This is a genomic window from Pseudomonas sp. FG6 (assembly GCF_057809015.1).
This window is the reverse complement of the sequence record NZ_JBMDJD010000003.1, coordinates 238,183-251,265: the sequence shown is the minus strand read 5'-3', so window position 1 is coordinate 251,265 and position 13,083 is coordinate 238,183. Positions and strand designations below refer to the sequence as shown.

Here is a 13,083-nt window from a genome sequence, read left to right as displayed (position 1 = left end):
CCCCCCCCCCCCCCCCCCCCCCCCCCCCCCCCCCCCCCCCCCCCCCCCCCCCCCCACAAAAAGATCTCGCCGCATAACAAGACCACACAAGCCTGTATCCCGCGGCGTTATTGAATCAGCAGGAGTAGCAAATGGCGAAGAAAGCGCGTTCAGCCACCTTCATCAAAGACCCGCTCTGGTACAAGGACGCGGTGATCTATCAGGTCCATGTCAAATCGTATTTCGACTCCAATAACGACGGCATCGGCGATTTCCCCGGCCTGATCGAAAAGCTCGACTACATCGCCGAACTGGGCGTGAACACCATCTGGCTGCTGCCGTTCTACCCTTCGCCCAGGCGCGACGACGGCTATGACATCGCCGAGTACCGTGGCGTCAGCCCGGACTACGGCACCATGGCGGATGCGCGCCGTTTCATCGCCGAAGCCCACAAGCGCAACCTGCGGGTGATCACCGAGCTGGTCATCAACCACACTTCGGACCAGCACCCGTGGTTCCAGCGGGCACGCAAGGCGAAGAAGGGTTCCAAGGCTCGGGATTTCTACGTCTGGTCCGACGATGACCACAAGTACGACGGTACGCGGATCATTTTCCTCGACACCGAGAAGTCCAACTGGACCTGGGACCCGGTCGCCGGCCAGTACTTCTGGCACCGATTCTATTCGCACCAGCCGGACCTGAATTTTGATAACCCGCAAGTCATCAAGGCCGTGCTGTCGGTGATGCGCTATTGGCTGGACATGGGCATCGACGGCCTGCGCCTGGATGCGATTCCGTACCTCATTGAGCGCGACGGTACCAACAACGAGAACCTGCCCGAGACCCACGATGTCCTGAAGCTGATCCGCGCCGAGATCGACGCCAACTACCCCGACCGCATGCTGCTGGCCGAGGCCAACCAGTGGCCGGAAGACACCCAGTTGTACTTCGGCGATGTCGACGCCCAAGGCTTGAACGGCGACGAATGCCACATGGCCTTCCACTTCCCGCTGATGCCGCGCATGTACATGGCGCTGGCCCAGGAAGACCGCTTCCCCATCACCGATATCCTGCGCCAGACCCCGGAGATTCCGGCCAATTGCCAGTGGGCGATTTTCCTGCGCAATCACGATGAGCTGACTTTGGAGATGGTCACCGACAAGGAACGTGACTACCTGTGGAATTACTACGCGGCCGACCGTCGGGCGCGGATCAACCTGGGGATTCGCCGACGCCTGGCCCCGTTGATGGAACGCGACCGCCGCCGGGTGGAGCTGCTCAACAGCCTGCTGCTGTCGATGCCGGGCACGCCGACCTTGTACTACGGCGATGAGATCGGCATGGGCGACAACATCTACCTGGGCGACCGCGACGGTGTGCGCACGCCCATGCAGTGGTCCATCGACCGCAACGGCGGTTTCTCCCGCGCCGACCCGGCGAGCCTGGTGCTGCCGCCGATCATGGACCCGTTGTACGGCTACCCTTCGGTCAATGTCGAAACCCAGGCCGGCGATCCCCATTCGCTGCTCAACTGGACCCGCCGGATGCTGGCGGTGCGCAAGCAGTCCAAGGCGTTTGGCCGTGGCACGCTGAAGATGCTGTCGCCCAGCAATCGCCGGATCCTGGCCTATACCCGCGAATACACCGGGCCCGACGGCAAGCACGAAATCATTCTGTGCGTGGCCAACGTGTCGCGCAGTGCCCAGGCGGCTGAACTGGATCTGTCGGCCTATGCCGGCATGGTTGCGGTGGAGATGCTTGGCGGGAACGCGTTCCCGCCCATCGGCCAGTTGAATTTCCTGCTGACACTGGCGCCGTACGGCTTCTACTGGTTCGCCCTGGCGGCCGAGAACCAGATGCCGAGTTGGCATGTCGAGCCGGCACAGAGCCTGCCGGATTTCACCACCCTGGTGCTGAAAAAACGCCTGGAAGAGTTGCTTGAAGCGCCGTCACGCACCACGTTGGAGCAGAACATCCTGCCGAACTGGTTGCAGAACCGCCGCTGGTTCGCGGGCAAGGACAGCCCCATCGAGAAGGTCGAGATGGTCTATGGCGTGCGCTTCGGCGACCCGCAGCATCCTGTGCTGCTGAGTGAGATCGACGTGACCAACGCCGGCCAGACGCTGCGCTATCAATTGCCGTTCGGGCTGCTGGCCGAGGACCAGGTGAGCGCCGCGCTGCCGCAGCAGTTGGCGCTGTCGCGGGTTCGCCGGGGGCGCCAGGTGGGGTTGATCACCGATGCGTTCAGTCTGGAAAGCTTCGTGCGGGCCGTGCTGCAAGGCATGCAAGCGGCCACGGTGCTGCCATGCGCCGATGGCGAGCTGCGCTTTGAGCCCACCGAGGGGCTGGCCGCATTGAACCTGGGGGCCGAACCGGAGGTGCGTTACCTGTCCGCCGAACAGTCCAACAGCTCGGTGGTGGTGGGCGGCAGCCTGGTGCTCAAGCTGATCCGCAAGGTGGCTGCGGGCGTGCACCCGGAACTGGAAATGAGCGCTTACCTGACCGCCGCCGGGTTCAGCAATATTTCGCCGCTGCTGGGTTCGGTGATCCGCCGCGACGCCCAGGGCGAGGATGCGCTGCTGATGATCGCCCAAGGCTACCTGAGCAACCAGGGTGACGCTTGGGAGTGGACCCAGAACAATCTTGAACGCGCCTTGCGCGACGAACTGGCGGACGCGGTGTCCGAACAGGAACAGCATTACAACGCTCTGGGTGAACTCAAGGACTTTGCCGGCATGCTCGGCCAGCGCCTGGGGGAAATGCACCAGGTGTTGGCCCAGGCCACCGACAACGCGGATTTCGCCGCCCAGGTCACCAGCGCCAAGGATGCCCAGGCCATCGGCAAGGATGTCGCCGCCCAGGTGGAAAACGCCTTGCGTCTGCTCAAGCAGCACCAGGGCCAGTTGAACCCTGCGGACCAAGCCATGGTCGCGCGCTTGCTGGAACACCGTAAAACCGTCCTGACCCATGTCCAGGACCTGGCCGGCAAGGCGGTCGGTGGCTTGCGCATCCGCGTCCATGGCGACCTGCACCTGGGGCAGGTGCTGGTGATCAAGGGCGACGCCTACCTGATCGATTTCGAAGGCGAGCCGGCGCGTGCCTTGCATGAACGACGCGGCAAGCACAGCCCGTACAAGGACGTCAGCGGTGTGCTGCGCTCCTTCGATTATGCGGCGGCCATGGCGATCCACCTGAACAGCGTCGACAGCACGGCCGATGCCCAAGCGGCGCGGCAACGAGTGGTCGACCGCTACCGGGCCGAAGCCCGCCAGGCATTTGTCCAGGCATATCGGCTGGCGGCAGCTAGTCTTGCCCATGAATGGAAGGATGCTGAAGGCGAAGACGCCGCGCTGGCGTTGTTCGGCCTGGAGAAGGCGGCCTATGAAGTGGCCTATGAAGCCGAGAATCGCCCCGCCTGGCTGCCCGTGCCGTTGCACGGTCTGTACGGGTTATTGAGTGGGCTGCAACCCTTTTCCGACGTAGCCGGACCCCATTGAGTGGAGAGAATCATGAGTGTCTCGAACAAAGACCCACAGGGAGCGGCCCAAGCGTCACTGCTGCCGCCACCCCGTGACATCGACGCGCTGGTGCGCGCCGAACACCACGACCCGTTTTCCATCCTCGGCCCTCACGGTGATGGGGCCGGCGGCCAGTTTATCCGTGCCTACCTGCCGGGTGCGCTGAGCGTACACGTAGTGGCCCGTGACGGCGACGAAGAACTGGGCGAGCTGCAACAGACCGAAACGCCGGGTTTGTTCGTCGGTCATTTCGACCACGCCCAGGCCTACCGGCTGCGCACCCGTTGGGCCGGCGGCGAGCAGGCGGCCGAAGACCCGTACAGCTTTGGCCCCTTGTTGGGGGAAATGGACCTCTACCTGTTTGCCGAGGGCAACCACCGCGGCCTGAGTGCGTGCCTCGGCGCGCAACTGACCACCGTCGATGGCATCGAGGGCGTGCGTTTCGCGGTATGGGCGCCCAACGCGCGGCGCGTTTCGGTGGTGGGCGATTTCAACGTCTGGGACGGGCGCCGGCATCCGATGCGCATCCGCTATCCGTCCGGCGTGTGGGAGCTGTTCATCCCGCGCCTGGGCGCGGGGGAAGCCTATAAATATGAAATCCTGGGCGCCCACGGCATCCTGCCGCTCAAGGCCGACCCGGTGGCGCTGGCCAGCCAGATGCCGCCTGATACTGCGTCGAAAGTCGCCTCACCGTTGAAGATCCAGTGGCAGGACGATGAGTGGATGCAGCAGCGGCGCGAGCGCCAGTTGCCGGGCGCGCCGCTGTCGATCTATGAATTGCACGCCGGTTCCTGGCAGTGTGAAATCGACGAGGCGGGCGAGGTGTCCCGTCAATACAACTGGGGGGAACTGGCCGAGCGGTTGATTCCCTACGTCAAGGATCTGGGCTTCACCCACATCGAACTGATGCCGATCATGGAACACCCGTTCGGCGGCTCTTGGGGCTACCAGCCGTTGTCGCAGTTCGCGCCGACGGCGCGGTTCGGTTCGCCGGATGAGTTCGCGGCGTTCGTCAACGCCTGCCACCAGGCCGGCCTCGGCGTGATCCTCGACTGGGTGCCGGCGCATTTTCCCACCGACACTCATGGCCTGGCCCAATTCGACGGCACTGCGCTGTACGAGTACGGCAACCCGCTGGAAGGCTTCCACCAGGATTGGGACACGTTGATCTACAACCTGGGCCGCACCGAGGTTCACGGCTTCATGCTGGCGTCGGCCTTGCACTGGTTGAAGCATTTCCATGTCGATGGCCTGCGGGTGGATGCGGTGGCCTCGATGCTGTATCGCGACTATTCGCGCAAGGCCGGCGAGTGGGTGCCTAACCGTCATGGCGGGCGCGAAAACCTTGAAGCCATCGACTTTGTGCGCCACCTCAACGACGTGGTGGCACTGGAAACCCCCGGCGCCCTGGTCATCGCCGAAGAGTCCACGGCCTGGCCCGGGGTGAGCCAGAGTACCCAACAGGGTGGGCTGGGTTTTGCCTACAAGTGGAACATGGGCTGGATGCACGATTCGCTGCATTACATCCAACAGGACCCGGTGTACCGCGCCCATCATCACAACGAGCTGAGCTTCGGCCTGGTGTACGCCTGGTCCGAGCGCTTCGTGCTGCCGATTTCCCATGACGAGGTGGTCCACGGCAAGCGCTCGTTGATCGACAAGATGCCCGGCGATCGTTGGCAGAAGTTCGCCAACTTGCGCGCCTACCTCAGCTTCATGTGGGGCCATCCCGGCAAGAAACTGTTGTTCATGGGCTGCGAATTCGGTCAGTGGCGCGAATGGAACCACGACCAGCAACTGGATTGGTACTTGCTGCAATACCCTGAGCACCGTGGGGTGCAGAAGCTGGTGAGCGATCTGAACCGCCTGTACCGCGAAGAGCCCGCGTTGCACGACCAGGACGACGCGCCCCAGGGGTTCCAGTGGCTGATTGGCGACGATGCGATGAACAGCGTCTACGCCTGGCTGCGCTGGAGCAAAAGTGGCCGTCCGGTATTGGTGGTGGCGAACTTCACGCCGGTGCCGCGGGAAGCCTATCGGGTCGGGGTGCCGTTCGCCGGTCGTTGGGCAGAACTGCTCAATAGCGATGCCGATACCTACGCCGGTTCCAACTATGGCAATGGCGGCGGCGCCATGGCTGAAGAGGTCCCCAGCCATGGCCAGTCCCTGTCGCTGGAGCTCAATCTGCCGCCGTTGGCGGTGTTGATCTTGCGGCCGGAGGGCTGATACGGCAGGGAGTAGCGTGGATCAAACTGTGGCGAGGGGATAAATCCCCTCGCCACAGGCAGTAGAGTCGCTTCAGCGAACGAGGCACGGCTGTTTGTTGTTGAAGCTCCAGCCCGGAATCAGATACTGCATCGCCACCGCATCGTTCCGCGCGCCGAGTCCCATGCCCTTGTACAGCTCATGGGCCTTGGCCAGCTGATCCATGTCCAGTTCTACCCCCAGCCCCGGTTTCTTCGGTACTTGCACGCAGCCGCCATTGATCTGCAGCGGCGCCTTGGTCAGGCGCTGGCCGTCCTGCCAGATCCAGTGGGTGTCGATGGCAGTGATCTCGCCCGGCGCGGCGGCCGCTACGTGGGTGAACATCGCCAGGGAAATGTCGAAGTGATTGTTGGAGTGCGAGCCCCAGGTCAGGCCCCATTCGTTGCACATCTGCGCCACCCGCACCGAACCCTGCATCGTCCAGAAATGCGGGTCGGCCAGGGGAATGTCGACGGACTGCAAGGTAATGGCGTGGCCCATTTCGCGCCAGTCGGTGGCGATCATGTTGGTGGCCGTCTTGAGGCCGGTGGCGCGACGAAACTCGGCCATGACCTCACGGCCCGAATAACCGTTCTCGGCCCCGCAAGGGTCCTCGGCATAGGCCAGCACCTGGTGCTGGTCGCGGCACAAGCGGATCGCTTCCTTGAGCGACCAGGCGCCGTTCGGGTCCAGGGTGATACGGGCCTGGGGGAAGCGCTCGGCCAGCGCCGTCACCGCTTCGATCTCCGCGTCGCCCTTGAGCACGCCACCCTTGAGCTTGAAGTCCTGGAAGCCATAGCGCGAATGGGCTGCTTCGGCTAGGCGGACCACGGCGTCGGCGTCCAGGGCTTTCTCGTGGCGGACACGGAACCACTCGTTATCGGCATCCGGTTCGCTGCGGTAGGGCAGGTCGGTCTGCTGGCGATCGCCGACGTAGAACAGGTAGCCGAGCATCTTCACCTCGTCGCGTTGCTGGCCTTCGCCCAGCAGGGCTGCGACCGGTACGTCCAGGTGCTGGCCCAGCAAATCCAGCAAGGCGGCTTCCAGACCGGTGACCGCGTGGATGGTGATGCGCAGGTCGAAGGTCTGCAGGCCACGGCCGCCGGCATCGCGGTCGGCGAAGGCCTGGCGTACCGTGTTGAGAATTTTCTGGTACGTGCCGATGGGCTGGCCGACCACCAGCGAGCGCGCGTCTTCGAGGGTCTGGCGGATGCGTTCGCCGCCGGGCACTTCGCCGACGCCGATGTGGCCGGCGTTGTCCTTGAGGATGACGACGTTACGGGTGAAGAACGGGCCATGGGCGCCGCTGAGGTTCAGCAGCATGCCGTCGTGACCGGCCACGGGCACGACCTGCAGGCTGGTGATGATCGGGGCGTTGCGGGTTTCTGTGAGGCTCATCGGTACTTATCCTTGGGCAATCGAATGATCAGACGTGGCTGGCAGCCGGGTTGGCCGGTGTCGTGGCAGGCTTGGATTTGGGGGTATTGCGCGCGGCAAACACGATGATCGCGGCGATGATCGAAGTGGCCGCCAAACCATAGAGGCCGCCCTGGATCGAGCCGGTGTGCTGCTCCAGCAGGCCGAAAGTGGTGGGTGCGACGAACCCGCCCAGGTTGCCCACGGAGTTGATCAAGGCAATTACCCCGGCGGCGATCCGGGCGTCCAGGTATGCCTGGGGAATCGGCCAGAACAGCGACGAGGCGGACTTGAAGCCCAGGGCCGCGAAGCAGATGGCGACGAAGGCGAAGATCGGCCCGCCGGTGGTGGACATGAACATCCCGGCGGCGGCGATCAGCAAGGCGGCCGCGACCCACGCCTGCTGGAATTTCCACTTGGCCGACAGCGAGGCGAAGGCGTACATGCCGACGATCGACAGCAGCCACGGAATCGAATTGAACAGGCCGACCTGGAGATCGCTCAGTTCGCCCATCTTCTTGATGATGCTCGGCAGCCAGAACGTGGCGGCGTAGATCGTCAGTTGAATGAAGAAGTAGATCAGGCAGAACAGGATGATCTGGCGGTCCTTGAGCAACTGGCCGATGGACAGCTTGATCGGCGAAGCGGCTTCGCGGGCGCGCTGTTCATCGTCGATGGTCTTGACCAGCACGTCTTGTTCTTCGCGGCTCAGCCACTTGGCGTCGTGGGGCTTGGAGTCCAGCCAGCACCAGACGAAGACGCACAGGCCCACGGAAAACATCCCTTCGATGAAATACATCCACTGCCAGCCGTGCATGCCCAGGCCGTTGATCTGCAGCAGCAGGCCTGACAGCGGGCCAGAGATCAGCGAAGCAATGGCCGAGCCGCTGAGGAAGATGGCGATGGCTTTACCGCGTTCGACCGCGGGCAACCAGCGGGTGAAGTAGTAGATGACACCGGGGAAGAACCCGGCCTCGGCCACCCCCAGCAAAAAGCGCAGGATGTAGAAGTGGGTTTCGTTCTGGATGAAGGCCATGCCGGCGGCCACCAGGCCCCAGGTGAGCATGATGCGAGTCAGCCAGATGCGCGCGCCGATTCGTTGCAAGAGGATGTTGGACGGGACTTCGAACAGCGCGTAGCCGATGAAGAACAGGCCCGCGCCAAATCCGTAGGCGGCGGCGCCGATGCCCAGATCGTGCTCCATGTGGGCGCGTACGAAGCCGATGTTTACCCGGTCGATGTAGTTGACGATAAACATGATGACGAACAGCGGCAGGATGTGGCGCTTGACCTTGGCGATGGCCGACAGCAGCACGGGATCTGCCCCGGCGTTCGCCTGGAGGCTGGAGGTGTTCATTGGTTTTTTCTCCCACTCGTTATTTTTATGCGGGGCATCGTGCAGGTGCCGATGTTGATAGACATCATACAACTTGATTTTTTTGCGCAGCAAGGCTTTTTTGAGTGCGCCTGGATCGGCGGTAGGGTGATTTTATTTGGTTTTGTTGGGTTTCGTTGGGTTTTGATGATTGTTAAGGCGTCGATGCGAACGCAAAAGCTCAGGGCGGATATCGAGTCTTCTGACGGGATATTGAGTGTTGTCATACAAGTTGGGGTGTAGAGAAGGAGATTCGGCCGCCTACGGGTGATAGGATTGGCCGGCCTGTCTTCGAGGAACCCCGGCGATGCCGCAAGACACTGAAGCGCCCTTGCGCAAACGTACCCACAACCTGGCCCACGACCTGGTGGCGAAGCTGAGTCAGAGCATTCTGCTGGGGCAGTTGAAGCCCGGGGAGAAACTGCCTTCCGAGGGGGCGATCGTGCGGGAGCACGGGGTCAGCCGCACGGTGGTGCGCGAGGCGATCTCCAAGCTCCAAGCCTCGGGGCTGGTGGAGACCCGGCATGGCATCGGCACGTTTGTCCTGCAGCAGACCGGCGAGCCGGGCTTGCGGCTCAACGTCGACACTGCGGCGGGTGTGCGCGGGATCCTGGAGCTGCGTATGGGCCTGGAAACCCAGGCGGCCGCCCTGGCGGCGCGACGCCGCAGCGAACGCCAGCTGCAGCAGATGCGCCAGGCCCTGGATGATTACCAACGCTTGCTCAGCAGCAACGACAGCTGCGTGGAAGCCGACCGGCGCTTTCACCTGCTGATCGCCGAGGCCACGGACAACACCAGTTTCGTTGAAATCATGCAGCACCTGGGCAATGCGCTGATTCCCCGGACACGCGTCAACCTGGCCGAGCGCGGCCAGGCCGACCTGGGCAAGTTGGCGCAGTTGGCCAACCTCGAACACGAAGCGATTTTCAACGCCATCAAGCGCCAGGATCCGGACGCCGCCCGCGCCGCCATGTGGCTGCACCTGACCAACAGCCGCGACCGGCTAGGGGCGGGGAACTGACGAGCCGCCGCGCCCCCCAGGTTGTTTGTGGACGGTGTTACAGTCGGTCTTTCCTTGCCCAGCAATCATCCAGGGACCCCCATGCCTGAACGCCGTCTTCCCTCGATCGCCTATCGCGCCTTCCTCTTCGACATGGACGGCACACTGCTCAATTCCATCGCCGCCGCCGAGCGGATCTGGATGCGCTGGGCGCTGCGTCACGGTGTGGATGTGGCGACGTTCTTGCCGACGATCCATGGCGTGCGCGCCATCGACACCATTGCCCGCCAGCACTTGCCGGGTGTCGATGCCGCCGCCGAAGCCGAGCAGATCACCCGCGAGGAAATCGACGACGTCGAAGGCGTGGTGCCGGTGCCGGGTGCGCTGGCGTTCCTGGAACAACTGCTGCCGTCGCAATGGGCCATCGTCACCTCGGCGCCCATGGCATTGGCCTTGCGTCGCATGGAGGCGGCAGGGATTGCGCGTCCGGGCGTGATGGTCACGGCCGAAGACGTGAGCGACGGCAAACCCAACCCCGCCTGCTATCGCCTGGCCGCCGAACGGCTGCAAGTGGCTGCGCAGGCCTGCCTGGTTTTCGAAGACGCCGAAGCGGGGATCAAGGCCGGCGAGGCGGCGGGGGCGGATGTGCTGGTGGTGACGGCGACCCATGGGCATCCAGTGGTGACCGCGCATCCGCAGATCGAGGATTACCAGGGGCTTGGGGTTGAGGTGGAAGGCGACGGGTCGATGCGGCTAGGCAGGTCCTGAGGCGATCCCGTGGCGAGGGAGCTTGCTCCCGCTGGGTTGCGCAGCAGCCCCAATCCGACACCTTGGTACATCAGGCAGATTGCATTCGACGGGTTTGGGGTCGCTGCGCAACCCAGCGGGAGCAAGCTCCCTCGCCACGGGATTGGGTGGGATTTGAGTGGTGGGAAGCAGGTCAGGTCGCTGTCGCGAACCAGCTTGCTCCCACATTCTGATCAGTGATGATCTTTTGGAGTGCTCAGGACACCACGCGATAGCACGGCACATACGCCGCGCCGCCTGGCAGTTTCATGCGGTGCTGGGCGACGAAGGCCTGGAGCAGGCGGTCGAGGGGTTCCATGATGGCGGCGTCGCCGTGGATCTCGTAAGGGCCGTGTTCCTCGATCAGGCGAATGCCCTTGTCCTTGACGTTGCCGGCAACGATCCCCGAAAACGCGCGCCGCAGATTGGCCGCCAGTTCATGGGCGGGCAGGTCACGGCTCAGGCCCAGGCTGGCCATGTTGGCGTGGGTCGGGTCGAACGGGCGCTGGAAGCCTTCGTCGATCTTCAGCAGCCAGTTGAAGTGGAAGGCGTCGTTGCGTTCGCGACGGAACTGCTTGACCGCCTTGAGCCCTTGGGTCATTTGCCGCGCCACTTCGGCCGGGTCGTCGATGATGATCTGGTAATGCTTCTGCGCTTCCTCGCCCAGGGTCGCGCCGACGAAGGCGTGCAACTGATCGAGGTACGGCGCGGCACTTTTCGGCCCGGTGAGCACGACGGGGAACGGCAGGTCCTGGTTGGCCGGGTGCATCAGGATGCCCAGCAGGTAGAGAAATTCTTCTGCCGTGCCCGCGCCACCCGGGAAGATGATGATGCCGTGGCCCACACGCACGAAGGCTTCCAGGCGTTTTTCGATGTCCGGCAGGATCACCAGTTCATTGACGATCGGGTTCGGCGCCTCGGCGGCGATGATGCCCGGCTCGGTCAGGCCCAGGTAGCGCCCGCCGTGGATACGCTGCTTGGCGTGGGCAATGGTGGCGCCTTTCATCGGGCCTTTCATCACGCCCGGGCCGCAGCCAGTGCAGATGTCCAGGCTGCGCAGGCCCAGTTCGTGGCCGACTTTCTTGGTGTACTTGTATTCTTCGGTGTTGATGGAGTGACCGCCCCAGCACACGACGATCTTCGGCTCCACGCCGGGGCGCAGGGTGCGGGCGTTGCGCAGCAGGTGGAACACGTAGTCGCTGATGCCCTGGGAAGAACTGAGGTCGATGCGCTGGCTGTCCAGTTCGTTCTCGGTGTAGACGATGTCGCGCAAGGCGCTGAACAGCATCTCGCGGGTGCTGGCGATCATTTCGCCGTCGACGAAGGCGTCGGCCGGCGCGTTCAGCAGTTCCAGGCGTACGCCGCGGTCCTGCTGGTGAATACGGATCTCGAAGTCCTTGTAGGCTTCCAGGATGGTCTTGGCGTTGTCGACATGGGCGCCGGTATTGAGGATAGCCAGGGCGCACTGGCGGAAAAGGGTATAGATACTGCCGGAACCGGCTTCGCTCAGTTGCTGGACTTCGCGCTGGGACAAGGTTTCCAGGCTGCCCTTGGGGCTCACGGAGGCGTTGATTACATGTCTTTGAGTCATTCAGCTTTCCTTGAAAACGATGCCGTACGTCAGGGGGCGGCACCTTGAAAAAAACATCCACGCTAGAAGATCGCACGATCCTTGTCGTATCGCCACTTTGGCTCAGTTGCGACGCAAAATGAGCCCCAGCATAGCTAAATTGCCGGGGGCTGCGATAATGCCTGACGTTTTTTGAACCGTAGCCTTTTTTGAGCCGTACAAGGAAACCGCACCGGATGTTCGAGATCACCCCGTGGGACGCCGCCACCTACCGGCAACAGACCCGTCGCAGCACCCTCATCGTGGCTGTGGTGTTCCTGGCCCTGGCGATGCTGCTGTCCAGCCTGGCCGTGAAGCTGTTCGGCACGCCGGGCGGTGACAACTTCCGGGTCAATCTGGCTGGAGTAGCGGTCGCGGTGCTGGTGATGATTGCACTGCTGCGGGCTTATTTCCGGTCGCAGCCGTGGATGGCGGCGGCCATGTATGGCTGGCGACTCAAGCGCAGCCTGATGAGCGTGACCAACGTGATGCATCATGTGAGGGCGGGTGTGCAGGCCCAGGACCCCAGCGCCATGAAGCTGTTGCGGTTCTATCATTTGGGGTTGGCACAGATGCATCGGCTGGACGCCAACTCCAGTGACCAGGGTTCGCTGGCCCGCGAGGCGGATGAGCATCTGGCAAATATGCAGGCGTTAAACCTCGATGCCGAACAATCGCGCCTGGACCCGGCCTGGATCGAGACGGTGAAGCGCACTTATAACGGGCGTTGAGGTATCGGGCGGATTGGCGCACTGTCCGGTGACAGTGTTGGATATATAAATAATGGAGCGCTGGGGCGCAGCAAGACTGCGCCCCAGCGGTTTTCCAGGTTACGACTTGCGGCCGCCGCCGTGGCTGCGTTCGCCACCTTTCTTACCGGCTTCAGAAGCTTTTTCCCGGTCGTTTGCAAAGTTGCCGCCCGAAGCATGTCCGCCTTTCTTGCCGGCTTCGGATGCTTTTTCACGATCATTTGCGAAGTTGCCTGGGTTCTTGTTTCCGGTATTAGCCATTTTGAGAATCCTCATTTTGGTTAAGCGAGCAACTGCCTCGCCTAACTGTGAAAGAAAATTCCCGAGGGAAGTTTAGTAAAAACGTTTCGTTGACGACGAACGGTAAATCGGCCTCGGCCGGGTAAGTAAAAAGTTATACGGCCGCC

Annotated in this window: 9 protein-coding genes; 5 read left to right on the top strand and 4 right to left on the bottom strand. The window is 63.0% G+C overall.

From position 1 onward, the window contains the following. The first annotated feature begins 131 nt into the window (after positions 1–131). Positions 132–3,476, top strand: a complete 3,345-nt coding sequence (gene treS / locus ACODSJ_RS03495; RefSeq protein ID WP_489100395.1) for a maltose alpha-D-glucosyltransferase — start codon at positions 132–134, stop codon at positions 3,474–3,476. Between the two features lie 12 nt (positions 3,477–3,488). Next, positions 3,489–5,723, top strand: a complete 2,235-nt coding sequence (gene glgB, locus ACODSJ_RS03490; protein ID WP_489100394.1) for a 1,4-alpha-glucan branching protein GlgB — start codon at positions 3,489–3,491, stop codon at positions 5,721–5,723. A gap of 72 nt (positions 5,724–5,795) precedes the next feature. Here glgB and gudD read toward each other — a convergent pair whose 3' ends face one another. Both gudD and ACODSJ_RS03480 read right to left on the bottom strand, forming a co-directional pair. After that, a complete protein-coding gene (gene gudD, locus ACODSJ_RS03485) occupies positions 5,796–7,139 on the bottom strand; it encodes a glucarate dehydratase (RefSeq protein WP_489100393.1) in 1,344 nt (447 codons plus the stop codon). A 28-nt stretch (positions 7,140–7,167) separates the two neighbouring features. Next, positions 7,168–8,514, bottom strand: a complete 1,347-nt coding sequence (locus tag ACODSJ_RS03480) for an MFS transporter (RefSeq protein WP_489100392.1) — start codon at positions 8,512–8,514, stop codon at positions 7,168–7,170. A gap of 325 nt (positions 8,515–8,839) precedes the next feature. Here ACODSJ_RS03480 and ACODSJ_RS03475 point away from each other — a divergent pair, with 325 nt between their 5' ends. Beyond that, positions 8,840–9,553 (top strand): FadR/GntR family transcriptional regulator, encoded by a 714-nt coding sequence (locus ACODSJ_RS03475; protein ID WP_489100391.1) that lies wholly within the window; start codon positions 8,840–8,842, stop codon positions 9,551–9,553. An 81-nt stretch (positions 9,554–9,634) separates the two neighbouring features. Further along, positions 9,635–10,300, top strand: coding sequence for an HAD-IA family hydrolase (locus tag ACODSJ_RS03470; RefSeq protein ID WP_489100390.1), 666 nt, complete (start codon positions 9,635–9,637; stop codon positions 10,298–10,300). Positions 10,301–10,535: 235 nt separating this feature from the next. Here ACODSJ_RS03470 and ppnN read toward each other — a convergent pair whose 3' ends face one another. Beyond that, positions 10,536–11,909, bottom strand: a complete 1,374-nt coding sequence (gene ppnN / locus ACODSJ_RS03465; RefSeq protein ID WP_489100389.1) for a nucleotide 5'-monophosphate nucleosidase PpnN — start codon at positions 11,907–11,909, stop codon at positions 10,536–10,538. 215 nt (positions 11,910–12,124) lie between these two features. On the opposite strand from ppnN, the gene ACODSJ_RS03460 reads away from it, so the two are divergent. After that, complete coding sequence (locus ACODSJ_RS03460; RefSeq protein ID WP_489100388.1) at positions 12,125–12,658, top strand: DUF3087 family protein; 534 nt, start codon at positions 12,125–12,127, stop codon at positions 12,656–12,658. A gap of 99 nt (positions 12,659–12,757) precedes the next feature. Here the strand turns inward: ACODSJ_RS03460 and ACODSJ_RS03455 are convergent, their stop codons facing one another. Next, on the bottom strand, positions 12,758–12,937 hold the full coding sequence (locus ACODSJ_RS03455; protein WP_489100387.1) for a con-10 family general stress protein: 180 nt from the start codon (positions 12,935–12,937) through the stop codon (positions 12,758–12,760). Between the last annotated feature and the right edge of the window lie 146 nt (positions 12,938–13,083).